Here is a 24,294-nt window from a genome sequence, read left to right as displayed (position 1 = left end):
CTGTTTGAGGAAAACGCGTTTTGAGCCGAGCAGAGGCAGAAAAAAGAAGTTCTGGTTAGAAACTGTTTTAAACTTCCTTAACTATTTGTTCAGACATACCGAACACACGGAGGAAGAGTGTAAAAAGTGCAGCCAAGGATAATAAGATAAAGATATTGAGAGTTAGAAAGAATAAATAAACAGGGATCAGGAGAATATTATGATTAGAATACTTGCTGTGGACAAAGAAAAGCAGCTGCTCATTAACCCAGCATTGGATACTCTCGTTAAAATGGATTGGTATTGGGTAGACTTTAATATGCCGACTAAAGAGGAGATTCTCTTACTTAGCAGTCATTTTCAGTTTCATCCACTCGCGATTGAAGACTGCGCACATTTTCTTCAGCGTCCCAAGCTGGAGTACTATGAAAACCTTAGCTTTCTTGTTATTCATGCGCTGAATAAAAAAACACTAGAAGCACATGAGGTAGACCTGTTTATGGGAGAGAACTTCATCGTCTCTTTTCATTTTCAAGACCTGAAAGAAATGAATGCTGTATGGGAAATGTTTGAGAAGGCTACCGATGTTAATCGTTTTAGACCTGTTGAAATAGGCTACAAAATTATGGATAAAATTGTAGACAGTTTTTTTCCGATGGTTCAGGAATTGGAGGATTATCTGCTATCTGTCGAAAACTATTACGGATCAAAAAAAGCGACGGATACGCTCATTAACAAAGTATTTGGAGTTCGAAAAGATTTGCTGAAGCTAAGGCGAACCATCGTGCCAATGAGAGAGTTAATATATAGGATACTAGAATCAAAAAGGTTTATTATTCAGGAGCAAAAGCGGGCTTATTTCCAGGATATATACGATCATCTCCTCAAGCTGAGTGAAATGATTGAATCAAACCGGGAGCTGACCTCGGATATAAGAGACAATTACATATCGTTAAACTCTTTTCGGATGAACAATATTATGAAAACCCTAACCGTGATTACGACAATTTTTATGCCTTTAACTTTTATAGCCGGGATTTATGGAATGAATTTTGAACATATGCCCGAATTAAAATGGCACTTTGGATACTATATAATCTTAGGCATGATGTTCTTTATTGGGTTCGGAATGTTTATTTGGTTTAAGTCTAAAGGCTGGTTTGACAGCGAATAAAAAAGTTTGGATCTTGATTGTAAAATCATTTGACGCAAAGTGGCTGGTTGCATATAGTATTAATAGTTCAATACGTCTTCTGTTAGGTGAGGCTCCTGTATAGAGATACGCTGCTGCCCAAAAATGTCGAAAGACGCCAATGGGTCAACAGGAAAGATCGGATTAAGGTTTTTCTTAATGCAGCTGGTTCATGCCTATGCTATACAGTGCTAAAACTCAACAAGGGGGGACATGTAAAACGTAAATAGACTTTTTACGGCCCCTTTCTGTTGGTAAGGGGCCTTTTATTTGTCTTGGAGGTGAGGAAAAAATGGGCACTGACGACCCGCATTCGATAAGCCATTTTAAGAACAGCATCAAAGTGAGGCATCCAAGGTGTTTCTATTCCTCATATACCATCCAAGAGGAATCCAGCAGCTTTTAAATGCCTCGGATAAATTAAACGAGGTGAATGATCAATGATTAAAACATATCTTTATCGAAATGATAAACAAGAAATGGTCTCCAATATCAACTTATCGGATGTTCATAAGCATTTAAGCTATGCCGATAGTTTATTATGGATTGATATCTATGATGTACAAAGCCGTGAATTATATGAAATAGCCAAGATTTTTGACTTTCATCCTTTGGCCATTGAGGACTGCCTTCATGACAGCCCGCGGGCGAAGATGGATAACTACGAGGACTATCAGTTTTTCGTTCTCCATGCCCTGCGGTATAACGAGGAAAGTGATAATGAAATTACAACTCTTGAGCTTAACGTTTTCGTTGGCCCGAATTACGTGGTAACCATTCATAAGCACAAGCTAAGATGGCTTGGACAAATGGATGCAATCTGTTCTAGAAGTACGAAATATATGGATAAAGGGGCAGACTTTCTTTTATACGCTTTAATTGATGGGATTACAGATGAATATTTCCCTATTCTAGACCGAATTAGTATTCGTATCGATGAGTTAGAAAACGAGATCTATGATGAATCCATCAGGGGTGTCACGGAAGAGTTTTTAGCCCTAAAACGTACAATTATATTGATCCGGCGGGTGATCTTACCGCAGCGCAGGATATTTTTAACAGTTAATGGTAAATGGAAGTTCGGTATTAGAGAAGAAAATGTTCCATTTTATACGGATTTGCTTGATCACCTAGAGCGGATTGTCGATGCGACTGAAACATTCAGGGATCTGGTTAACAGCGCATTGGACACGTATTATTCCATCATCAATGCAAAATCCTCCGAAAAATTAAATGTTCTTACATTGATTTCAACCATTATGCTGCCTTTAACCTTTGTAACAGGATTTTTCGGGATGAATGTGCCTCTCCCTTATCAGGATTCTCCTTTCGCCACTGTTATTATCTTTTTGGCGCTCATCCTTTTGACGTTTGGAATGTGGAGATATTTTAAAAAGAAGCAGCTTTTGTAACAAATCAAGACATGTAAGAAGAAAAAGGCTCATGATTACTTCGTGCGTAATCATGAGCCTTTTTCATTTTTAAGTATTCATAACTGTCATCTGAATGGAAATAACTTATTTTGCATTAGGGAATGATTATGAGGCCATCCTTACAACACTTCAAGAAAATGGCAAGCGGGGCGTAGAAGATCTTACGCCCCGCTTTAACAGTTTTTGTATGTTCTTTTTGCTTATAAGTTGTGAAAAGCTAATTTATAACCGTTTTGCCCCGATGTATCTTTTTTTCCAATAGCTGTTACTTAAAGTAGTAATGGACACACCCTTCGAAGAAGAAGCGTGAATAAATTCATTATTGCCTAGATAAATTCCCATGTGAGAGGGGCCTTTTTTATAGGTTTGAAAGTATACCAAATCTCCTTTTTGAAGGTTAGATTTGGATACAGACTTTCCTTTTTTATATATTTCAGCAGTTGTTCTAGGTAACGTTTTGCCTGCTTTCTTAAATGAATATCCAACGAAGCCAGAGCAGTCAAAACCTTTTGTTGTTGTTCCACCCCATTTATATGGCGTGCCAAGTACTTTTTTACCCTCGCTAATTGCTTTTTGTTTATAATTTGAAGCGGCTTCTACCGCGTGTGGCTGAGAAACGAATGATGTTGTCATGCTGCCAAACAAAAGTGTGATTGCTGTCATAGAACTTACAATTACTTTCTTCAAAATGAAACCTCCATATATTAACTAGATAACTAAATATTTAACTGAGTAACTAAGTTTGTATTTGATAGATATATTTTACTTGGAAATGATGAAAAGAAAATCACAGGCATATTAATTTGGTATTACAGAAAAGTTACAATTGAATGTTCAATACAAAAAGGGGAAAAATAATAATTTACTATGAAGAGAAATATCTATGAGCCACAAGGCGGCTGGATTAAGAGATAAGAGACGGCGTATGTATTGCTCCAGTAAAATTATTGATAATGTGTGAATTTACGATAAAAAAGTTATTTGAACAAATGAAAAAGAGAAACAATAGATAGCATAGAAAAGGTGAGACTGGATCCAAGATCGGGTTCAGTTTTTTGTTTTCAGGCCACAGTTCATTGCTATGTCTAGGTACCCAATCATAAAGTTCTCACGCGCCTATATCCAGAGAGATTTAGAGCATTCTTAGGTTTTATAAAGATATCAGCAGTTTGCAAAAAACTAATAATCTAAAACAAAACTTGGCTATACTCTTTATTTTCACAAATATTTTAAAGTGGAACAGAATATACTTGGAATACTTCATTTTTAAGTACTTTTTATATAGGGCGGGAGAAGCGGCCATCTTGGTGAAAAGGATATCTAAATAAAAGGGGAGATAACCAATGAAAGAAAGACAAGATGCCTGGTCAGAAGAAAATGATTGGCTGCTTGCTGAAACAGTATTACGACATGTACGTGAGGGAAGTACCCAGCTGAAAGCGTTTGAAGAAGCAGGAGACAGGTTGAACAGAACGGCCGCAGCCTGCGGGTTCCGATGGAATGCAGTCGTTAGACAACAGTATGTAAGGGAAATGGGCACAGCTAAAAAACAAAGAAAAGATTATTTCCACATGCTCGCTAGAAGAGAGAAAAATATTGAAGTGGCAGACCATACAGTTGAGACACTAGCAGGGGATTCCAAAAATCTCGGTATTTCTTTAGCTCAGGTGATCTCTTTTCTAACTAATTTAGAGAGTAAAGCGGCCCCCGCAGCAGAAGTTGAACAGCTTCGAAAAGAGCTGGCAACAATAAAAGAAGAAAAAGCTGAATTGCAGCAAAAATTGGAACAAACTCAGCAGGAAAACATTACGATGCAGGAAGACTATGAAACCTTAATGCGGATTATGAATCGTGCCAGACAAACGGTACTATTAGCTGATAATGACCCGACTCCTGCTTCTAAAATGGAGAAAAACGGTAATCTGGAAAAGATCGCGGAATAATTATTCATTTAGGCTTAAAGCGCGGGGCATATGTCCAGGCGGTTTAAATTTTAACAAAACAGAAAGTTATCTGCGCCGCATTATAGTAGAGTTTCTTGCATCTTTTTTAAACAAAAAATAGCGCTGCGTGAACTCGTTTATGACTTTTATGATAAAAAACCACCACGGCTTTAAAAAAACGGGGTGGTTTTTGCTGTTTGTTTTTTAGGATAATTAGAAGTAGAGGTATCTATCTAACTTCAACCCAGCCATTTTTTATGGCTTTGACAACAGCCTGTGTGCGGTCATTGACATCCATTTTTCGAAGAATGCTATAAACATGGCCTTTGACTGTTTTTTCGCTAATATAAAGCGTTTCTGCAAGACTCCGGTTACTTTTTCCGTCTGCTAACAACTGTAACACTTCACTTTCACGGCGGGAGAGCAAATGCAGAGGCAGACGGACTGGTGGCTGTTGAAACTCTTTTTTACGAGCTGCCGCACTTGATAAACGGCGGTAAGCAGTAATTAGCTTGTGTGTGACACGTGGATGCAGGTACGATTCGCCTTTTGCAACAGCTTTTACCGCTTCTATTAAATTTTCTGTGTCCATTTCTTTCAGTAAATAGCCAAAAGCACCTGATTGGAGCGCGCCTATAATATAAGTTTCCTCATCATGGACTGACAAAATAATAACCTTTATATTCGGGTATTTACTGATTAAGTTACGAGTTGCTTCAACACCGTTTGTCTTTGGCATATTGATATCCATGATTACAACATCTGGTTTATAACGATCTGCTAGTTCAATTGCTTCAACGCCATCTCTTCCTTCAGCAAGTACTTCAAAGGTTTCTTCACAATTAAGAATGCGCTTTATCCCTTCTCGAAATAGTTGTTGATCGTCAATAAGAACGATTTTAGTCTTTGATTCATTAGATATAGACCGCACGTTAAATCCCTTCCTTTATTAAAGAATAGTCCAAACAAGGAAGGAATCCCTATTTGGCAGCCCGGCTGTCATGATTCAAAAGAATGATAGACCCGTGGCTTTGCGTCCTTACCTTTCGATAAGTTTGCCTTTATCATTTTTCATTATAATGGAAAAAAGATAAAAAATAAAAGTGTCGAATTTTGTCGGGAGGTTTTTGGAGCTCACAAATGGAGCTGTTATGGGGCAAGCCAAAGGAGACAGATGGAGTTTAAGGCATATAAAACAGCATTATACTCATTCCTAAGCTATTTTTATTAATGAGGAATGTATAAAAAAGAAAGAGATTTTTAGCAAAGAAAAGCACTAAGTGGAGGGTAAGATAATGAAAGAAGCATGATCATCAAGAGACCGCCGATCTCTGCATACTTTCTTACGGCTATACACCCTCTTAAATTGAGCCTCCTGGCAATGAGCTCTACATTCAGCTGTACAGGAGAGGTAATTGAAATTTTGTAGTAGAGCGCTGCCGTTGATTAAGAGGCCTCTTCAAAATCTCTTAATTTATCTTCGGCAGGTTTATTAAGTACAGAAATTGTTCGTTTAGAAAGGTTGGTCTTTTGTTTCGTGTTGTATTTGCTGGCAAATATTGAGTAAAAGAGTGGGCAGCCTTGAGATTTTCAGAGAGAGAGAGTAGGTCATTTTCAATGTTGAAGGTGAGCCAACTTTCCGGGATTTCCTGCTTCGAAGAAAGCTTCTAGAGCAGAGGAGCGGGCAAGAAGCAGCGGTAATAGAATATAAAGAGGGGGAGTGAAGGCGGAAGCGCTGACCTTAAGTTTAAAGGAACAGCAGTGAAAATTCGCAAGGTGAAAGAATAGAATTTTAAGGAGCATGAATAGATGAAAAAAGTAACTATTCCAACCGAGAATAGTTATTTCAAAAGTTTCTAGATAGGTGCAAAAAGGTATCTGGGTAAATGTATTATATGTTGCAACGATAGAGGAAGTGAAATGTAGTTTTGAATAATGAAGTTGCATGTTTTATTCATGTCTCACTTTTTCAGTTAAGACAAATATAATAGAGTCCAAAATTTTGCATGTATTATAGGGAAATCTATGAATTTACCGCCTTTTTACCCCCTAATGTAGTTTGTATTTTTGCTTATTAAAAAAGGGGGAAACAGCCTTGGAGATCGGAGAGTGGAAAAAAGCCAAAATTGGGGACCTTACAGTCATCGGTTATGTCAGCAGGACTGGTTGTTACCACAGTCAGATTGAGCTAGCGATAGTAGGAAGAATCATAAAAGACGAATTGATATGGGGAACGCCAACGAAGTTACTATTTGAGGAGCATCGTCTAAAACCCATTGGCACACTACTGGATGATATTCAGGATAAAACAGCGCTCATTGATCTAGCCCTTATGACGAAAGACAAAGAATGGTTTGAGGAATTGACGGGAGGATTAAAAAGTGGCGTATCATGGAGCAGTCATTGAGCAGGATGATACTCTTTGTTTTTCAAAAAACAAATGATTTATATCTGACGAGACCAAACAAGGAGCAATACGAGCGTTACTTGAAGCAAGGTTTAGCCGGTGAGAACTATTCACCGCAATCCGCATTTGTCAACAGGGTGGATGCAAGAGGCGGAGCACGGACTTAAGCTGGTCAAATTAAATGATCTTTTCAAAACTTTCTTCCTTTCATTTTGTCACAAATAATTGAATCATAAGCAAGATCTAGAAACAGAAAAAAGAGCCAGGTGTGAGGAACCTGGCTGAAGGAATGGTTGCTTTCATGGGAATGGGGTTTGGAATTAACAGCAACTATTATGGACTGCTCAATAAAAATTTATACAAAAAGCCAAGGAGCTTTTCAAGCTCCCAGGCTATAGGGAGCATCAAAAGCGCTAATTAGAGGGGATCTCCTTAACTCCTTGATACTGGTTATTTCCCGCATTTAAAGAAAAATATGCAAAAAAAGCCAGAGGAGGCTCTGGCCGCATAGTGTTATGGGTTATCGGATGAGAAAATGGGGGGTATTCTCATACCATTTATTATGGGTAAGTTTAAAAATTTTCATACAGACAAAATAAAAAAGCCGAGATAAACTCGGCTAAAAGAGAGAATGGGCAAGTTCAAGTGAGTGGTTAATGAACATGTACCCATTTTCAGAAGTAGTAAACAAAAAGCCCCGGGGTCTTTAAATAGTATTCGCATTTCTATTTTAACAGACTGGGGGCTTCTCGACTATAAAAGATATTGTAATTGTTCCTTCCACAATGAAGCTGGAATTGGATTTAATGGAAATACGGAATACATGTGTGACGGTGGTCTGTGAGGGTAAGGTGAAGGTCGGGGAGAGGCTCACTCCGAAGGGAAGCCTAAAAGGAGCAGAGTGCAGCATCTTGAAAGTTTAAAGGATATTTAAAAAAACTCACCAATTCGATCTTTACACAGAAGTTTATATCATCCTGATTAGTTATGTTCATTACAATCCGCAAACTAGACACTCGTGTAGATCAGCTAAAGATAGTAAAGCATTCGATTTCAATATGTATGAATATAACGAAGCTTTAGACATCCGTATCAGAAAGTATATTTTCGACTTCACTTAAGCGTTATAAGGAATATGGCTGTTTATTTTCGGTTAAAGAGTTCATGCATGCCGATTTCCGCAAAGTGTATGAAGATTGGCGGTTTATTATAAGTAGAGTTGTTTGAACTACCACCCACTTACCTGACGGTTGAAGTGGGAATGTTCTCGCCAAAGTTGATAAACAGCACCCAAACCGGTGCTATTTTTTATGGCCAAATATAGAGAGTGCCTAATATATAGAATTAACCAGGGGATCACTTCCGTTTGTCGAAATTTGATGAACGATTTTTATAGGATTTTATTGCTTCCTCTTGCAATATATAGGAGGGAGGAAGTAGTAAGATGAGTGAAAAACAAATAGAATTGAAAAAATACGTTGAACAGATAGAAGAATTGAGCAGCATATCCCCGCATATTATGGCCGTGTCTAACTTACTTAGTGAAAAAAACATCGTAACGGAAGAAGAATTTTACAAGGAAATAAAAAAATTTGTAAAGGAACAAAGAGAAACAGTTGCTTCTAAATAAATGGTACTTTATAGAAAGAGGAAAATGAAAAGTGAGTTACAAAAAAACATTTATTGACCTCAGCAAAAAAGCCTTCAAAAATGAATTGGAAGAGAAGTTTTCTAAAGAAAGCGCCTATAACCTAATTTCCAATTATTTTAATGATATTTCAGCCTCCTTGAAGGATGAGGCGGAGGTTGCTGGAAAGACATTAAAAATAAAAATAGAAGAGAAATGCTGGAGTATTCAGCTTAACCAACAGTCGGAACTCTCTATCCGTTTTTACAAGGATAAAATTACCGTAAAGGTAAAGCCAGGATTTCAATGGCGTGAGGAAACTTTAAAGTATGAGCAGGGAAGATTTTATGACCGTTCTAAAGATATGGGATTAAGCGAAGAATTGTTAGACATATATTTAAAAGAAGCATTCGAGTCTACCATCAACCAGCTTGCAAGGTAACTGTTTACCAAAGTGTCTGCAAGGGTGTTTTTTTCTTATTTTATAATGAATCTCCTTTGCTTTCTGTTGTACTGTATGATGCATCAATTAATGAGAAAATTTGTAAGACCGAGGGCGGAATATTAATGAAAAAGGTACCTCGTATTATAGCTGTTGCTGCACTTGCGGGAATGGTACTTGCTTCAACTAATCCTTCAGCGGAGGCGGCAGACTTCATGCCGATTTATGCTAAACCTACATCTGAATTCCCGTTTACGGATGTTCCTCAAGAACGAATGGACTTAGTTTCAGCTCTTTATCATAACAAGTATCTAAATGGTGTCAGTGCAGATAAATTTGGATGGGATCTATCGATCAAGCGCGTGGATGCCGCCATGATTGCTGCACATGGTATGGGTTTTAGAAAAGAATACTTTCCTACACCTATAAGTACTTTAACATTTAAGGACATTCCAGAACGGGCAAAAAGTGCGATTTCCTATCTTCAATATTACCAAGTGGTAAATGGAAAAACGGAAACCTTTTTCGGATCTAACGATACAATCACAAGAGGAGAAGCTGCCATCATTCTCGCAAGAGCATATAGAGGTGTGCTGATAACACCTAACGAGCCAGTGCATCATTTTACAGATGCAACAGGACGGTACGCGGAGGCTATCAACAAACTGGTTGCTACAGGCATTGTAAATGGAATAACGCCTGAACGGTTTGGTACAAATAACCCCATAAAACGAGGCGAATTTGCGATGATGGTAGCCCGGCTGAGTGATCCAGCTTTGTCTCCTCCATCTTCTTATGGCGAACTGCCTTCTTCCCAAGGCGGACTAACCATGACGGCGGGGAAGGAAAGCTATAAATTATCGTCTGATACATCTGTAAGTGTGACACTTGTTAATAAAGCAGATTTCGCTTATATATACAGTCGTATATATAAGTTGGAGAAAAAACAAGGAGATAAGTGGGTCTCAATAAAATACAATCCTTACCTAATGTTTCCGACTGATATGCCCGGCATAGAAGCTGACGAAACTCAAAAAAAGGGTTTTTGGTTTGGTGACTTTAAAACATTGATCACAGCGGGAGAATACAGAGTCAGTCATACATTTTATCCATCGATGAATGAAGGAGAAAAGGTGTCTTTAGCGGCATATTTCACAATTACTGAATGAGTTTTTAATTTATAAGCTTCTTTATAAATATCCTAAAAAAGAAAGGTGCACTCACTGATGCCAGTGGGTGTACCTTTCTTACGGTTACTATTTTTTAATTGAGCTCTTAAAATGAGCATTGCCGTAGTTACCACAATGGCCGCTTTTAGTATCAGGTTATTCACGGATATTGTACGTGATACTTAAATCAATTTCTTACTCTGTTTCCACGTTGCACACTCTTCGCTTTGAAGTCAATTAAACAGGATAACAGATTTTATGTCGAATGAGGAGCAGGAAATTTAAACCCTTTGTCAAAATATAAGGTAAAAGGGGAGTGAAAAAGTGCAATTTAAATATCAAATAAACTTTAATGATCAGGAAGTATTTTTACAAGAACTCAGAAGAAAATTTGAAGAGTTTCACCTGGAGTCAAAGAACTTTTCATTTGAAAAAAAAGAAAATAAAACCTGGGTTTTTCTGATGGATGTACAGTTTAAAGAGTATGCAAAAGAATTAGAGAAGACGACCGGTATTCATAAAAATGTTATACCGATTATGCAAGAACTTGAAGATGAGGGCGTAGTATTAGCACAAAAGCTTTTATTAAACTAAGTCGCCCAAGCGAAAAAGGGAAAAGAAAAAAGAAACAGTTGCACCCGTATAACGGGTGCTTTTTTCTTTGCTTAAAAACAATCTCGGAGGTGGTGGTGATGTGAAGTGGCGAATTGGGGTTATATCGGATCAGAATGGGAAAGAACCAAGACAATGCTTGCTGCATTAGCAAAAAAGCATGATGTAAAATTCGGCACCTTAAAAAGCTGAAAAAGCCGCGAAGGATGGTCGAGAGATCGAACGAAAAAGGATGCAATCAAAAGTGAGAAGGTTACAGCTATCAACAGAAGGGTGTAACCAGGAAAAAGCATGGTGGACAACTGGGCAACAGGGGAAATCCAAGCCTTCTACAAAATTTCTGAAACGCAACAAAGCCGCTCTATAGTACGGAGAAGCTCAGGTAAGGGTTGAATGACCTTATCGAAATAAAAAAATTTACCTGTGAGAAAAGATTGGTCATGCCAATCAGGAGGCGGATCGTAAATTTTATTGAGTCGTTGACCAATACTGTCAGTTAAATTATATAGGTTGCTATCATTAATAAATTGAAGAAAGTTTATATATTAATCGAACAATCCTTAAATAACATTTCTAACTCTTTGTGTTACAACAGTTTCCGTTAATAATGAATGCTGTTTAAAGGTTTAGGATTGAAGGGTTTCGATGTATTGATCCATTAATTTTAATCCTTCTTCCTCTGCCTTTTCTTCATCAATTTTTACGTCATTTAACCATTGTCTATAATGAATGATCTCATGAGCAATGGAATCTAGTATTTCATATAATGCATTCTTTTTCCCGTACTCGACAATTAATTTTTCATAGCTGCCCGTCGCAATACGAATATAAGGCTCTTCCTCCTTATCATAAGGTGCAAAAAAGGTAGCAGCAGCCATTTCATTCGTTGTTCGATTTTTTATTAAAGTATCTTGTTTTAGATAAATAACCACACGTACATCAAATGTCATTTGCCATTGCAGCCAATTGCAAAATTTAGTACATTCTGCTTTTACTTCGGGATGTACACCTTTTTCGCTTTTTATTTTCAACCCTGTTCTTGGATAACGTTTCATCTTCTTCACTACTTTCATAAAAAAAATACATTGTAACAATTTTACTCTTCTTTAGAAGAGCTTTTTGAATAATAACTGCATCCTCACTAATCAACCGTACGTTAGACTGTGAAGCAAAGGGCTTCGGTTTTTTTGAAAGCTGATGCCCCTTCAAATACAACAAAATTGCATTTTTTTGCATTCGATTTTACTGGTCAAAAGTAGACCAAAACTGTTGAGCGGGATTAGAAATAGTATAAAGATTTTCTAAAAAGAAAAAGAGAGATATTTTATCAAGCCTTGAGTTCAAAATTACCAAAAATACATACTCATTAAACTGAATAAAATAGCAAATAAAATAGTAAGACCTATCCCAATCAACTCTTTTTTGGATGCCCTTCTTTTTAAATATCTTTCAAAAACTTTTAAATATAATGCAGTGGTTATAAGCATATAAGCGATGCTTCTATAATTGTTATGAATACCGAAATACCACGGAGAAATTAAAAGGATAGTTCCTGCTGTTATCCAAAGGATTAGTGCAGGAATAAATAAAAACTTTATCCTGTTCTTAAAAATCTTCACTCTATTGCTCTCTTTTGTTAATTAATTTCTCTTGCAAAGCAGAGTTATAAAGAAATCATCTTTTATGGTTTGATTCCTAATTATACTAAAGAAAACTACTTCTTCGCACAGCTAATTAAATTAACCAGCAATAGATTGTTATTCAACAGTTCGTCCAAAAAATAAAGCAATTTATGGTTTGCAAGTATGGGTATTTTTTTAAAACACTTTAAGGAATGAAGAAATACTTTCACCTTTAGTACATCTATATCGTTCAAAATTGTCAAAAACACTCCCTGAAGAAATAAAACTACTACTTCCTTTAAGCAGGGCGATAGTGCCAGTTTGTGCTTAAGCAATTCCTAAGCAGTTAAATACACAAGCAGATTGCATGCCAGTTAAAAACGTCAAGAAAAGAGTCATTGTTCTCTTCATTTTCATAAATATTTTAAAGTTCACCAGAATATAAATGGAATACATAATTTTTAAGTGCATTTGTATAAGAGGAGGTAGAAGCGGCCATCTTGTTGAAAGGACAATTCGAACAAAAGGGGAGATAACCAATGAAAATGAGACAAGATGCCTGGTCGGAAGAAAATGATTTGCTCCTTGCAGAAACGGTATTGCGCCATGTGCGCGAGGGAAGTACTCAGCTGAAAGCGTTTGAAGAAGTAGGAGATACACTGAACAGAACGGCAGCAGCCTGCGGGTTCCGCTGGAATGCTGTGATTCGGAAGCAATACGAAAAAGCTTTGGGCCTTGCGCGCAAACAAAGGAAACAATATTTTCGTAGCCTTCAAAAAAAAGAACGGGCTTCAAGCATGCAAGTCATTTCGGGAGACCGCTTTGCAGGTGAAAACACAAATGCAGCTATAGGTTCTCCAGCCCTTACGATGAGAGAGATTATTGCTTTCCTGCAAAACATAAATGCATCTGAAGCAGATTGCGAAATCCTTCAAAGAGAACTTGAAATGATCAAACGTGAGAAAGCGGCGATAGAAACAAAATATGAGGAGCTTGAAAAAAGAGCCCTCATGATGCAGCAAGACTATGAAGAATTAGTTAAAATCATGGACCGCGCGAGAAAAATGGTCGTGTTAGGTGATGAATCAGCCCAGAAATCCACCCTGCAGCTTGAAAATAATGATCATTTAGAGAAAATTGCAGAATAAAAAGTGCAGTGCATTCTGCGCTTTTTATTTTGCGGGTAGGATTAGTATGAGTATCAGCTGTTATACTTTCTCTGGTTCTATCTGCCCCACTATAGAGACATTTTCTACATCCTATCTCCGCCATCATAAAGAAATCAAAAATACTTCCTGCTTTTCTTTTAAAGATAGTTTACTTTACAATAATGCCAAAAAGACTGAAGGCCGAAAAGGAGGAATATGCATGAGATGTGGATCAAAATGCTTCCTTGTTGAAATGGAAATAAAGGGAGAAAAGCAAATCAAGCCTGTCACTGCAAGAACATCCGCGAATGCGAGAAAAACCATTCGGTTAGAATACGGAGCAGAAGCTCAGGTTTTATCGGTTATAGAAGAAAAAAAGAAGCCATCATCCTGAATGATTTATAGCTCGTTATAAAGCGAATATTTTTAAAAGCACAGCAGAAGCTGTGCTTTTTTGAACGTACCTTTGTAAGTAAATAGAAGTGATCTAGTTTCTGCTTTCTTTTAGGCGTTTACTTTTTGAAAGAATTGCGGAAGGTGCTCTTTGTGTGCTTCGAGCATTTCATCTACAATTTCTTTGGCAATGGTATCGGTAGGGGTTAGTGGATTAATTGCAAGCGCTAATATGGCTTTTTCGTAATCGCCTGTTACAGCAGCTTCTGCTGCTACACGTTCAAACGATTTAATTTGCTGCACCAAGCCGCGTACCGCAACTGGCAGTTCTCCCATGACGATCGGTCTTGGTCCGTTTTTCGTAATCACGCAGCTTACTTCAACAGCCGAATCGTCTGGAATACCGGCAATGGCGCCGTTGTTGCGCGTATTCACCGGCTGGATGTCTCCTTTATCCGTGTAAATAGAGGTAATCAAACGAACCGCTGCATCGGAATAGTACGCACCGCCGCGTTTTTCAAGCTGTGGCGGCTTGATATCGAGCTGTGGATCTTGATAAAGCTCAAATAATTCCTGTTCCAGTTTCTGCACAACTTCTGCCCGTGTACCTTCTTCTTGTGCGTTCTTTGCATCTTTTTCCAGCATGTCTTTCGTTTTGTAGTAATACATGTGGTAAGGGCATGTTAAGACATTCAATGATCGGATAAATTCTGGCTCCCAGCCAAGGCCTTCGATATTTTTCACAAAACTGCTGTTATTCGGGTCTGTTAAGAGCTCAATGACTTTGTCTTTCACACTTTTTCCGTCTACAAACACATCAAGCCCATATACCATATGGTTTAAACCGGCAAAATCAATCCGAATACGCGAGTGGTCCACATCAAGCAGTTTGGCAATGCCCATTTCCATGCCGATCGGCACGTTGCATAACCCGACCACCTTTTGGATATTGGAATAACGCAGAACGGCTTCAGTTACCATGCCGGCTGGATTGGTAAAGTTAATAAGCCAGGCATTCGGGCAAAGCTCTTCCATGTCTTTGCAAATATCCAAAATAATTGGGATCGTACGCAGTCCTTTGAATAAGCCGCCCGGTCCATTTGTTTCCTGCCCAAGCACGCCATATTTTAAAGGGATGCGTTCATCCTTTGCCCGTGCATCAAGAAGGCCGACACGGAACTGTGTTGTAACAAAGTCAGCATTTTTTAAAGCAGCCCGGCGATCGAGTGTTAAATGAACGTCAATGGGCAGCCCGGCTTTTTCGATCATTCGTTTGGCAAGAGTGCCGACGATTTCAAGCTTTTCTTTTCCGGCTTCAATATCCACAAGCCAGAGTTCGCGTACAGGCAGTTCCTCATACCGCTTAATAAATCCTTCAACCAGTTCAGGGGTGTAGCTCGATCCGCCGCCAATAGTGGCAATTTTAATTCCTTTTGTCATCTCTTGCACCTCCACTTTTGATATATTTATGGTAACGTGATTAAGATAAGGAGGGAAGGTGTTCGGGCTATTGCGTTTTTTATTCCAGCAGAAGATGACTGTTACAATTTAGTAACAACGTGTTACACGCAATGCAAAAGCTAGTGAAAGGCCGCCATTGAAGGCTTCATCCTTTTTCGAAGTAAAGAATAATCAAACAAGGAAGAGCAGCAGCCTTATCCGTGTTATAATTTTTTTAAGATTGTGCGGTGGAGGGATCTGATTGTTTACTTATGAACACATTTTATCGTTTAATGAATTGGAAACGATTTTATACCAATATATTGCCTCTAATCGAGAGAAAGTCATCCATATGCGTGCCCGTGATCTGGCGGATGCCACGCATGTTTCACCTTCGACTATTTCACGTTTCTGCCGGAAAGTAGATTGCGAAGGCTTCGCAGAATTAAAAGCGAAATTAAAAATAGACCTGGAAATGGATAAGAAAAAGAACATTAAAAGTTCGCATTATACCTTTGCGGAATTTGCAGAAAAAGCGTTTGAGGGGCGGTTTGAAGCGGACATTCAAGAAATCTCCAGGCTGGCTGCTGCCTCCAAAAGCGTGATTTTTGCAGGCAGCGGCAGCTCCGGTATTCTTGCTCAATATGGATCCCATTATTTTTCTGGGTTAGGAAAATTCTCCACGTATATGAGCGATCCTTTTTTTCCGGTCTACGATGATTTGCGGGAGACGACAACGCTTGCCCTGTCGATCAGCGGTGAACACAAGCACACGGTAGATTTAGCTGGAAAACTTAAAAAAGAGGGCAGCCGCATCGTCAGTATCACCAATAACAAAGACTGTGCGCTTGCTAAAATGTCTGAAATTAATATCGCTTATTATATTACGGAAGAACGTCATCATTATACAAACATTACCACACAGCTGCCTGTGCTTTATTTAATTGAATCTATTGCGAGGAACATGCATGCTCTTTTGCATTCCCGTTAAATGCGGGTCATTTTTTTACCGCTGCCCATACAGAAATCTATCTAACAAAATTAAAGGCACATAGCTGCCTGAAAAAGCACAGCTTATAAGCTAGTTGTGCTTTTTACCCTTCCTATAAGGGAGTTTTTGTATAATCTGATCCTTCTTCATTCCTATGATACTGCTCACTGTGGCATGGCCCATTTCCACTGCAACAGAGGAGGCTGCTCCGGACTTTCGCTGGATTATCTATCCTCTCTCCATGGAAGTATTAAGCACTTGTAAGCAAATATTCAACTTTATGCATAATTAAACTAATCTCTGAGAGAGATAGGAATCAAAAAAAGTGTTTGAAAAAGTCAGAAGTAAAATTTAGTTGCATTATAAGAGAAGAAAGAGTAGACTTTGAACCAAATAAAACCGTCGGGAGTCTGTGGAATCAGGCTGAGAGTACAACTAATCTGTTGTAGACCGTAATAACCTGTTGGGTAATGCCAGCGTAGGGAAAGTGGGAAGAATAATACCTATCGACACTTTGCCTGCGCAAAGTGTTTTTTATTTTATATTTATACAAAAAGGGTGAATGAAAGAATATGGACCAACAGCAAAACATGATAAAACATGTAATGGAATTTATGCAGGAAGAGCCGTCCGCAGAGCAGGATTTTAATGAACTGGCGCTCCGTCTCTATACCTATCAATATCAAAACAATCTTCCATACCAGTCATTTTGCAGACAAAAAGGGAAAACACCACGAATGGTCAAGTCGTGGAAGGACATACCAGCTGTACCCATTACAGCGTTTAAAAACATTACGCTGAGCTGTATCGATCCTGAAAAAGCGGAAGCCGTTTTTATGACGAGCGGAACGACACAGGGTGTAAAAGGGAAGCACTTCCATCCGGATCTGCGTATTTACGATCAATCGATGACATTAAACTTTAAAAACCGCTTTATGCAGGGGGTAGACCGCATCCGTATGGGGATTCTTTTTCCGACGGAAGAGGAAATGCCCAATTCCTCGCTTGCTCATTATTTGGCATTGGCAGTCCAGGAATTCGGCACAGCCGAAAGCCATTATCTTTTGACGCAACAAGGAATTGATATAGACCGCCTTTTAAATGAGCTGAACCGTGCTGAGGAAACGGGAGAGCCCTATGCCCTTTTGGGCGCAAGCTACAGTTTTGTGCATCTTCTTGAAGAATTGACACGCCGAGGCAAAACTTTCTCTCTTCCTACAGGAAGCAGGGTGCTTGATACAGGCGGGTTTAAAAATCAATCCAAAGAAATGGAGCTGTCAGAGTTTTATCGCCTGCTGTCAGCTGCTCTTGGAATTGAACGCTCAGCCTGTATCAATATGTACGGTATGACAGAACTCAGCACGCAGTTTTATGACAGCGGGAATGAAACCATACCTTCCGTCAAATCTGGCCCTCACTGGATCCGCACAAGAGTGATCAATCCTTTAACAGGTGAAGAAGTCCCTAAAGGAGAACAGGGCGTTCTCGTCCACTGTGATTTGGGCAATTTCAATTCGGTTACGACCATTCTGACGGAAGATATGGGGCTGGAAACAGAGAACGGCTTTTTGTTTTTGGGCCGCGTTCAAGGCACGGAAGCAAAGGGATGCTCCATTGCAGCAGAAGAATTTATCAAAACGGCTTCAAAAGGTGCATTAGAATGAGGGAAATTGCAGGATACCTGCCGGATATAGGCGAGACCACATTGGAAATGAAAGTGTTGACGTTCTCTAAAAAAGGAGAGACGGTTGAAGCGGAGATTCCTTTATTAACAAAGGAACAAATAAATAAAGTGATTGAGAAAGTGAAAAAAGCAAGCGAGGAAGTGCTGAAAAGCTTTTCTGTTTCAGATATGATCTGCATTATTGACAGGGCCATTGAGCAGCTGCTGGACCGCCAGTCACCTTACCGGCAAAAAGCAGAAAAATTGCTGCCTATTGTAACGGGCTATGATGAAGAAATTATCCGGCTTGGCCTGACATCTTATTTAAAAACATTCCGAAAAAAAGAGCTGCAGCGTTTTCTGGCTGAAGATTTCGGCAATCCGTTGTTATTGGATGATTTCCAGCCTCGAATCAAAGGAGGTTTTTCCAAAGCCATAGGCCCGAACTTGATCACTCATATTTGGGCGGGTAATGTTCCGGCTCTGCCTTTGTGGAGTTTTATTTCAGGACTGCTTGTGAAAGCAGGACTGGTCGGTAAAGTGTCTAGTGCAGAACCGTTCTTTTCTGGATGGTTTGCTCATTTGCTGGTGGAAATTGAACCCCGGCTTGCAGACTGTTTCGCGGTTGTGTGGTGGAAAGGCGGCGACGAAGAAAGGGAGCAGCGGCTCTTTGAGCAGTCAGAGGTAGTTATAGGCTATGGAGGCAACCAATCACTGCAATCGTTGCAAAAACGGATGCCGGTGACAACGCGCTTTTTACCTTTTGGCCATAAAATCAGTTTTGGGGCTGTATCAAAATCAAGCCTTGATTCAAGAAAAGGGTGGACCACGGTCCATCAGGCAGCGCTTGATGTGATCCGGTATGATCAGCAGGGCTGCTACTCTCCTCACCTTTTTTATGTTCAAGAAGGAGGACATGTTTCGCCGCGTGATTTCGCGCGCTTTTTGGCAAATGAACTGGAGAACTTTCAAACAAGATATCCACGGCGGGAGCTGTCGATGGAGGAATCCGCAGCGGCGGCAGCGTGGCGCCAAAGGGAGGAAATAGCGCTTTTTTCAAAACCTGGCCATGAAGTGCTGGGTAATGGAGCGAATGACTGGACAGTGGTTTATGAAGAAAACGCCTCTTCTTTTCTGCCAAGTGCGCTAAACCGGGTGGTAAAAGTCATTGCTTTCCGTGACATTGAAGACATTCTTCCAGTCATTGTGCCCCATCGTTCTTTTCTTCAGACGGTGGGAGTGGCTGCCAGTCCTGCTGAACTGTTTCGATGGGCTGAACAGCTTGCAAAAATCGGGGTTACACGTATTGCCGCTCTCGGATCTATGACATCACCGGAAGCTGGCTGGCACCACGATGGCCGGTTTAATCTATTGGATTTAGTGTATATGGTCGACATAGAAGCAGCGGCAGAGGCATCAAGCGAGCAATTTGCCCCTTACGTCGACTAGGTGAGGAGAACAAAAATGGGATTTTTAACGATAAAAAATGCAGACTTTACGTATCAAGGAAAGCAGGCTGTTATTTCGGACGTAAATTTGGATATTAAAAAAGGGGAATTTCATTGTCTGCTGGGAAAAAGCGGCTGCGGGAAAACAACGCTGTTAAAGCTGGCTTCAGGACTGCTTCAGCCTGATAAAGGGATCATTCAGCTGAATGGAAAAGAACTTGACGGACCTTATCAGGAATGTGGCTTTATGTTCCAATCTCCTACTTTACTTGAATGGAAAACGGTCATGAATAATGTTCTCCTTCCTATTTTCTTGAGGCGGAAGGTGACTGAAGAAGATCGGGAGCACGCAGCCGGTTTGCTGGATATGGTGGGCTTGTCTGAGCATCACAATCGCTACCCGGCACAGCTTTCGGGAGGACAGCAGAGCCGCGTATCCCTTGCGCGGGCACTGATTCAACATCCGTCCATGCTGTTTTTAGATGAGCCGTTCGCAGCACTTGATGCGATCACTAGAGAGGAATTACAAGAAGACTTGCTGAAAATTTGTCAGCTTCACCAAACGACAGTTTTGTTCATTACCCACGATATTTCCGAGGCGGTCTATTTGTCTGACCGTATTTCTGTTATGGACAGGGGACGCATTATCTATGAAGAGAAGGTCCTTTTAAAAAAGCCGCGGCTTATCAATATGCGATATGAACCGTATTTTAATCGTCTTTGTTTAACGCTGCGGCAAAAAATGAGCGAGGGGCGCCCATGAAATATACTCAATTGTACTCACTGCTCCTGTTTCTGATTTTAATCGTTGTATGGCAGCTGGCCGCAGGCAGTATGTCAGAACTGGTTCTGCCGGCTCCTTCTATTATTCTTCGTACGTTAGTAGAAGGGCTTTTAAGCGGGTATTTCACAGGCCATATTATCCAAACGATGCTGGAAATTTTGCTAGGCCTGCTCTTAGGCGGCTTTTTAGGATTTACAGCCGGCATTTTAATGGGGGAAAGCAAATTTTTGTACAAACTTTTTGCCCCGTATGTAATCGCCAGCCAGGCTGTACCGAAGCTGGCCCTTGCACCCCTGTTTATTTTGTGGTTCGGCTTTGGGATGACGTCTAAAGTGATTATTACTGCCCTTATCTGCTTTTTTCCGCTATTGGAAAACACTGTGTCAGCTATTCAATATACAGATAAGCAGAAACTTGAATTATTCCGCATGCTGAAAGCCAGCCGGTGGCAGACATTGATTTACTTGAAAATTCCATCAGGTCTTCCGGGTATTTTGGCCGGACTGCGTGTTGCGGTTATTCTCGCTGTGGTTGGCGCTGTTGTAGGCGAATTTATCGGAGGAAGCGAAGGGCTTGGAGCGCTGATTATTGCCTCACAGGGCATGATGGATACACCCTTAATGTTTGCATCCCTAATCATTCTGACTGTTATCGGCATGGTTTTATATCAGCTCGTATACCTGGCTGAAAAGCGATGGTCAAAATCATCTATGAAGGAGAACAAAAAATGAAAATGAAAAAACGATCCGCTTTATTTTTATCCGCGGCTTTATTCTTGGCGGCCTGCGGAGCAGAAGAAACGAAAAAAGAAACGGCTGCGGAGCCAGAAAAAGTTGCTGATATCAAGGTTGCAAGCTGGAGCCAGCCGATCACTGAACAGACCAACCTGCTTGTGGATGAGAAAAAAGGATTTTTTAAAGATAATGGTCTGAATGTAGAAGTGATTCCAGGGGCCGGCGGGGGAGATGCCATTAAAAATATCCTTTCTGGACAAGCGGACATTGCTTTTACTGATCCGGGCTCTCTTTACTTTGCTCTCGACAAAGGGGAAAAATTAAAAGTTTTGTATAATGTCTATCCGCAGAACGTTTTTAATATTGTGTCGCTAAAAGAAAAAAACATTACCAAGCCCGAAGATTTAAAAGGCAAAACCATTGGCGTTTACAGCCTGTCAAGCGGAACTCGTCAGAATCTGCTTGTTATGCTGAACCAGGTAGGTCTTTCTGAAAAAGATGTAAACATTGTTGAAACAGGCCTTTTAAACTTTGCTCCTCTTATGCAGGGACAAGTGGATGCAACGGCAGCCACTGATACAGGACTTGTTATCGGCAAGCAAAAAGGGCTTGGTGATGTGAATGTTCTTGAAGTAAAAGACTATTTAAACGTTCCAAGCGACGTTTTTGTTGTAACAGAAAAAACATATGAAGAAAAACAGGATGAGCTGAAGAATTTCTTGAAGGCCTACCAGGCGAGTGCCCAGTGGATGATCGACAATCCGGAAGAAGCCGCTTCATTAGCAGTTGACTATGCAATCGACGGAAAAAATGAAGAGCAAAATCTTAATATTATTAAGCTCCGCAACGCCTCAGCTGTTTCCAGCCTGACTGAAGAGAAAGGTCTCGGCGCTCTTGATACGGATATCCTGCAGCAGGGCGCTGATACGTATAAAGAATTAGGACTGGTAAAAAACAAGCTTAATATGGAAGATGCAGTAGAAGAAGAAATGGTACCGGCCAAATAATGGAGGGGACAATGAAAAAATTTCAAGGAAAAGTGGTGCTTGTAACGGGGGCCAGCCGAGGAATCGGTTCCTCGATTGCCCGTGCCTTCGCTTCTGAGGGAGCCTTTGTCATTGTTAATTACCTGCAGAACAAAGAAGCTGCCGAACAGGTTGCGGCTTCCTGCCAGGAGTTAGGAGGTGATGGATGGGCTATCCAGGCAGATGTGACCTCGCAAAACGCTGTACAGGAAATGGTCGGGCAGATCGTGCTGGAAGCAGGAAAAATAGACGTGGTCGTCAACAACGCCTTTGCGCCATACGCGTTTAACCCCGAAGAACGAAAATTAGCATGGGAGCTGTCATGGGAAGATTACCAGCAGCAAATAGACGGCTCTCTCCGCGCTGCTCATTATATGTGCCAGGCCGTACTGCCTTTGATGAAAAAGCAGTCCGGAGGCAGTATTATTAATATGATTAGCAATTTGGTGGAAAGGCCTATTATTCCTTATCATGAATACAATACAGCCAAATCCGCCCTGCAGGGATATACTCGCAATTTAGCAGCCGAACTTGGCCCGTTCGGTATCCGGATCAACTGTGTAGCACCCGGCCTTGTATATCCCACAAGCTCCAGCAGGCATACAAAAGAAGAAGTCAAGAACATGATTATTGCCCAAACACCCCTTCGCAGGATCGCTCTTCCTGATGACATTGCCGGTCCGGTCCTCTTTCTTGCTTCTGATTGGAGCCGATTTATGACCGGGCAGACATTATTTGTAGATGGCGGCTTCGTTAGTTGAAAAAACATATATCAATGAGCCTGTAAACCGGTTTGAACAGAGCGGTGCTCACAGGATCAGCCGGCTGTTTATGGACTAATCAAGGTCTAGAATGCGGACAGCATTCAAAACCCTTTTTAAAGACAAGCGCTACCCCCTGGTATGTAAGGGATGGCGCTTGTTTTATTTTAGCTTTCTCTTTATCAGTACAGCATATCTAATTAGTTTTGAGGAGCAACTGTCTTGCTGCTTCCAGAACATAAACTGAACGAGAACCATACTTGTTTGTGAAGCCATTGTTTGTTTTAAACGGCAAAAAGAGTTACATTCACATAATAGTTATGCAGGACTGGAAACAGTGAAAGGAATAAGCATTTAGGATTTCTTCAGCGAATAAACACATAAGTTGTTACAGCTGTACCCAACAAAATTTTGTGAAGTACGTCGTTCCCGCTTGCTTTTCTCGTAACCATATAGTTCCACAACCTATCTTTCTGTGATTTGTTGACTCGAAAATCACGAACATGATTTAATTAATGTCTAATTTAAAACCTGCCGCCCTCTTATCTGATAGTTGAAGTGAGGATGTTCTCGCTGAAAATGATAAAATGTAAGAGTACAAAAATATGGATGTGCGGATAAACAAGATCGGCCAGAGCGTGACAGCATGATTCGTCTAGTAACGGCTCTATAAAAAACAGCGAACCAGGCAATACGTTCATATAACTGAATTTGAAACACTTTACTTTATAGGAGATAGGACATTCGTACGGGTGAACGTGTTGAAAGGAGTATCCGGGTGAACAAAGAATTCAATAATGATTTCATCGATGCTTTAATCGTTTCTCTTCAAGACGAAAGAATCATCGAAAGAATAAAAGAAATTACTGAAGCAGACGCGTCTGGTCCGATGGAGGAGTCAGAGGAGCTGCTAAAAGAAAAGGAAAAAGAAATTGCCAGGCTTCGGCAGGAAATTGAGTTCAAAAAACAGGAAATTCAAGAGTACCAGGTGAAAATCCATGATTTAAAGCAGAAAACGGATGCCTACTTGGATGAATTGCAAAAAAGAAGAGCGGATTATCGGGAGGCAGAAGAGCTTTATAGGGCTGTTCAGCAGTTATCCGAAACCACAAAGGAGTCTTTAAAAGGAATTTTTAAAGGGCAAACCGTACAGGAATTTATCATCTGTGGCGTACAGTATGAAAATATCTCCTCATTATGGGATTTTATCAAAAATGAGCTGATGGAGGGGCGGGAGCAGGAAAGAGACGTTTTGCTCGCTCTGTTTCAGTTTTTCTTTCGAGAATACAGCAAAACATATGATACCCCTTTATATAAACTGCAGGAAGTAAAAATAAATGAAGTTTTTAGAGAAGACTTGTACATAAGAAGCGTCAACAGCCATATATCCGGGAATATATCAGAAATCCTGCTGCCAGGATATACAAGCATTAATGGTAAAATTATTAAAAAATCAATCGTGAGAGTATAGCAGGCGATTT

General features: G+C 40.1%; 23 protein-coding genes, 1 pseudogene and 2 riboswitches. Of the genes and pseudogenes, 19 read left to right on the top strand and 5 right to left on the bottom strand.

What is annotated here, in order from left to right; genetic code table 11:
- Positions 1–199: 199 nt before the first annotated feature.
- Entirely contained in the window at positions 200–1,153 is a 954-nt protein-coding gene (gene corA, locus L2D08_RS12970; protein ID WP_242234252.1) for a magnesium/cobalt transporter CorA, read from the top strand.
- 71 nt (positions 1,154–1,224) lie between these two features.
- A riboswitch (M-box (ykoK) riboswitch) is annotated at positions 1,225–1,387 on the top strand.
- A gap of 224 nt (positions 1,388–1,611) precedes the next feature.
- On the top strand, positions 1,612–2,583 hold the full coding sequence (gene corA, locus L2D08_RS12965) for a magnesium/cobalt transporter CorA (RefSeq protein WP_242234251.1): 972 nt from the start codon (positions 1,612–1,614) through the stop codon (positions 2,581–2,583).
- A 243-nt stretch (positions 2,584–2,826) separates the two neighbouring features.
- Here the strand turns inward: corA (L2D08_RS12965) and L2D08_RS12960 are convergent, their stop codons facing one another.
- A complete protein-coding gene (locus L2D08_RS12960) occupies positions 2,827–3,291 on the bottom strand; it encodes a C40 family peptidase (RefSeq protein WP_242234249.1) in 465 nt (154 codons plus the stop codon).
- Positions 3,292–3,947: 656 nt separating this feature from the next.
- Between L2D08_RS12960 and L2D08_RS12955 the strand changes: the two genes are divergently transcribed.
- A complete protein-coding gene (locus L2D08_RS12955) occupies positions 3,948–4,547 on the top strand; it encodes an RsfA family transcriptional regulator (RefSeq protein ID WP_242234248.1) in 600 nt (199 codons plus the stop codon).
- A gap of 229 nt (positions 4,548–4,776) precedes the next feature.
- Here the strand turns inward: L2D08_RS12955 and L2D08_RS12950 are convergent, their stop codons facing one another.
- A complete protein-coding gene (locus L2D08_RS12950; RefSeq protein ID WP_309241344.1) occupies positions 4,777–5,478 on the bottom strand; it encodes a response regulator transcription factor in 702 nt (233 codons plus the stop codon).
- A 52-nt stretch (positions 5,479–5,530) separates the two neighbouring features.
- Positions 5,531–5,617, bottom strand: a riboswitch (cyclic di-GMP riboswitch).
- 1,025 nt (positions 5,618–6,642) lie between these two features.
- Here L2D08_RS12950 and L2D08_RS12945 point away from each other — a divergent pair.
- From L2D08_RS12945 to L2D08_RS12925, 5 genes are all read left to right on the top strand, one after another.
- On the top strand, positions 6,643–6,954 hold the full coding sequence (locus L2D08_RS12945; RefSeq protein ID WP_242234247.1) for an IDEAL domain-containing protein: 312 nt from the start codon (positions 6,643–6,645) through the stop codon (positions 6,952–6,954).
- A complete protein-coding gene (locus tag L2D08_RS12940) occupies positions 6,951–7,121 on the top strand; it encodes a hypothetical protein (protein ID WP_242234246.1) in 171 nt (56 codons plus the stop codon). Before L2D08_RS12945 ends, L2D08_RS12940 begins: the two co-directional genes overlap by 4 nt.
- A gap of 1,277 nt (positions 7,122–8,398) precedes the next feature.
- Positions 8,399–8,584: a hypothetical protein gene (locus L2D08_RS12935; protein ID WP_242234245.1), complete on the top strand. Its 186-nt coding sequence runs from the start codon at positions 8,399–8,401 to the stop codon at positions 8,582–8,584.
- 31 nt (positions 8,585–8,615) lie between these two features.
- The gene (locus tag L2D08_RS12930; RefSeq protein ID WP_242234244.1) at positions 8,616–9,023 is read left to right on the top strand and encodes a hypothetical protein; all 408 of its coding nucleotides are present in this window, start codon (positions 8,616–8,618) and stop codon (positions 9,021–9,023) included.
- 125 nt (positions 9,024–9,148) lie between these two features.
- Entirely contained in the window at positions 9,149–10,192 is a 1,044-nt protein-coding gene (locus L2D08_RS12925) for an S-layer homology domain-containing protein (RefSeq protein ID WP_242234243.1), read from the top strand.
- Between the two features lie 87 nt (positions 10,193–10,279).
- On the opposite strand, the pseudogene L2D08_RS24680 reads toward L2D08_RS12925, so the two are convergent.
- Positions 10,280–10,342, bottom strand: a pseudogene (locus L2D08_RS24680) (hypothetical protein); the annotation flags it as partial.
- A 174-nt stretch (positions 10,343–10,516) separates the two neighbouring features.
- Here L2D08_RS24680 and L2D08_RS12920 point away from each other — a divergent pair.
- Positions 10,517–10,786, top strand: coding sequence for a hypothetical protein (locus L2D08_RS12920; protein ID WP_242234242.1), 270 nt, complete (start codon positions 10,517–10,519; stop codon positions 10,784–10,786).
- 644 nt (positions 10,787–11,430) lie between these two features.
- Here the strand turns inward: L2D08_RS12920 and L2D08_RS12915 are convergent.
- Positions 11,431–11,859, bottom strand: a complete 429-nt coding sequence (locus L2D08_RS12915; RefSeq protein ID WP_242234241.1) for a hypothetical protein — start codon at positions 11,857–11,859, stop codon at positions 11,431–11,433.
- A 1,106-nt stretch (positions 11,860–12,965) separates the two neighbouring features.
- Here L2D08_RS12915 and L2D08_RS12910 point away from each other — a divergent pair.
- Together L2D08_RS12910 and L2D08_RS12905 are read left to right on the top strand one after the other, a co-directional pair.
- Positions 12,966–13,574: an RsfA family transcriptional regulator gene (locus L2D08_RS12910; RefSeq protein WP_242234240.1), complete on the top strand. Its 609-nt coding sequence runs from the start codon at positions 12,966–12,968 to the stop codon at positions 13,572–13,574.
- Positions 13,575–13,794: 220 nt separating this feature from the next.
- Positions 13,795–13,968 carry a hypothetical protein gene (locus L2D08_RS12905; protein ID WP_242234238.1) on the top strand — a complete coding sequence of 58 codons (174 nt, stop codon included), beginning with the start codon at positions 13,795–13,797 and terminating at the stop codon, positions 13,966–13,968.
- Between the two features lie 110 nt (positions 13,969–14,078).
- Here L2D08_RS12905 and L2D08_RS12900 read toward each other — a convergent pair whose 3' ends face one another.
- On the bottom strand, positions 14,079–15,407 hold the full coding sequence (locus L2D08_RS12900; protein ID WP_242234237.1) for a 6-phospho-beta-glucosidase: 1,329 nt from the start codon (positions 15,405–15,407) through the stop codon (positions 14,079–14,081).
- A 262-nt stretch (positions 15,408–15,669) separates the two neighbouring features.
- Here L2D08_RS12900 and L2D08_RS12895 point away from each other — a divergent pair, with 262 nt between their 5' ends.
- From L2D08_RS12895 to L2D08_RS12860, 8 genes are all read left to right on the top strand, one after another.
- Positions 15,670–16,398, top strand: a complete 729-nt coding sequence (locus L2D08_RS12895) for a MurR/RpiR family transcriptional regulator (protein WP_242234234.1) — start codon at positions 15,670–15,672, stop codon at positions 16,396–16,398.
- A 572-nt stretch (positions 16,399–16,970) separates the two neighbouring features.
- The gene (locus L2D08_RS12890) at positions 16,971–18,062 is read left to right on the top strand and encodes a LuxE/PaaK family acyltransferase (RefSeq protein ID WP_242234233.1); all 1,092 of its coding nucleotides are present in this window, start codon (positions 16,971–16,973) and stop codon (positions 18,060–18,062) included.
- Positions 18,059–19,510: an acyl-CoA reductase gene (locus tag L2D08_RS12885; RefSeq protein WP_242234231.1), complete on the top strand. Its 1,452-nt coding sequence runs from the start codon at positions 18,059–18,061 to the stop codon at positions 19,508–19,510. The genes L2D08_RS12890 and L2D08_RS12885 overlap by 4 nt, the downstream gene beginning before the upstream one ends.
- Before the next feature lie 15 nt (positions 19,511–19,525).
- Positions 19,526–20,272, top strand: a complete 747-nt coding sequence (locus tag L2D08_RS12880) for an ABC transporter ATP-binding protein (RefSeq protein WP_242234229.1) — start codon at positions 19,526–19,528, stop codon at positions 20,270–20,272.
- Positions 20,269–21,024, top strand: a complete 756-nt coding sequence (locus L2D08_RS12875; RefSeq protein WP_242234228.1) for an ABC transporter permease — start codon at positions 20,269–20,271, stop codon at positions 21,022–21,024. Before L2D08_RS12880 ends, L2D08_RS12875 begins: the two co-directional genes overlap by 4 nt.
- A complete protein-coding gene (locus L2D08_RS12870) occupies positions 21,021–22,034 on the top strand; it encodes an ABC transporter substrate-binding protein (RefSeq protein WP_242234227.1) in 1,014 nt (337 codons plus the stop codon). Before L2D08_RS12875 ends, L2D08_RS12870 begins: the two co-directional genes overlap by 4 nt.
- A gap of 11 nt (positions 22,035–22,045) precedes the next feature.
- Entirely contained in the window at positions 22,046–22,813 is a 768-nt protein-coding gene (locus L2D08_RS12865) for an SDR family oxidoreductase (protein ID WP_242234226.1), read from the top strand.
- Positions 22,814–23,591: 778 nt separating this feature from the next.
- Positions 23,592–24,284 carry a hypothetical protein gene (locus tag L2D08_RS12860; protein WP_242234225.1) on the top strand — a complete coding sequence of 231 codons (693 nt, stop codon included), beginning with the start codon at positions 23,592–23,594 and terminating at the stop codon, positions 24,282–24,284.
- Positions 24,285–24,294: the final 10 nt, after the last annotated feature.

Origin of the sequence: Domibacillus sp. PGB-M46 (genome assembly GCF_022668875.1) — a bacterium.
Lineage (GTDB): Bacteria > Bacillota > Bacilli > Bacillales > Domibacillaceae > Domibacillus.
This window is presented reverse-complemented; position numbering and strand designations above follow the sequence as displayed.

What these genes read in the sequence shown, in the direction of transcription:
- corA (WP_242234252.1), top strand. Translation starts at nt 200, where the DNA reads ATGATTAGAATACTTGCTGTGGACAAAGAAAAGCAGCTGCTCATTAAC.
- corA (WP_242234251.1), top strand. Translation starts at nt 1,612, where the DNA reads ATGATTAAAACATATCTTTATCGAAATGATAAACAAGAAATGGTCTCC.
- L2D08_RS12955 (WP_242234248.1), top strand. Translation starts at nt 3,948, where the DNA reads ATGAAAGAAAGACAAGATGCCTGGTCAGAAGAAAATGATTGGCTGCTT.
- L2D08_RS12935 (WP_242234245.1), top strand. Translation starts at nt 8,399, where the DNA reads ATGAGTGAAAAACAAATAGAATTGAAAAAATACGTTGAACAGATAGAA.
- L2D08_RS12925 (WP_242234243.1), top strand. Translation starts at nt 9,149, where the DNA reads ATGAAAAAGGTACCTCGTATTATAGCTGTTGCTGCACTTGCGGGAATG.
- L2D08_RS12915 (WP_242234241.1), bottom strand. Translation starts at nt 11,859, where the DNA reads ATGAAACGTTATCCAAGAACAGGGTTGAAAATAAAAAGCGAAAAAGGT.
- L2D08_RS12910 (WP_242234240.1), top strand. Translation starts at nt 12,966, where the DNA reads ATGAAAATGAGACAAGATGCCTGGTCGGAAGAAAATGATTTGCTCCTT.
- L2D08_RS12905 (WP_242234238.1), top strand. Translation starts at nt 13,795, where the DNA reads ATGAGATGTGGATCAAAATGCTTCCTTGTTGAAATGGAAATAAAGGGA.
- L2D08_RS12900 (WP_242234237.1), bottom strand. Translation starts at nt 15,407, where the DNA reads ATGACAAAAGGAATTAAAATTGCCACTATTGGCGGCGGATCGAGCTAC.
- L2D08_RS12890 (WP_242234233.1), top strand. Translation starts at nt 16,971, where the DNA reads ATGGACCAACAGCAAAACATGATAAAACATGTAATGGAATTTATGCAG.
- L2D08_RS12885 (WP_242234231.1), top strand. Translation starts at nt 18,059, where the DNA reads ATGAGGGAAATTGCAGGATACCTGCCGGATATAGGCGAGACCACATTG.
- L2D08_RS12880 (WP_242234229.1), top strand. Translation starts at nt 19,526, where the DNA reads ATGGGATTTTTAACGATAAAAAATGCAGACTTTACGTATCAAGGAAAG.
- L2D08_RS12875 (WP_242234228.1), top strand. Translation starts at nt 20,269, where the DNA reads ATGAAATATACTCAATTGTACTCACTGCTCCTGTTTCTGATTTTAATC.
- L2D08_RS12870 (WP_242234227.1), top strand. Translation starts at nt 21,021, where the DNA reads ATGAAAATGAAAAAACGATCCGCTTTATTTTTATCCGCGGCTTTATTC.
- L2D08_RS12865 (WP_242234226.1), top strand. Translation starts at nt 22,046, where the DNA reads ATGAAAAAATTTCAAGGAAAAGTGGTGCTTGTAACGGGGGCCAGCCGA.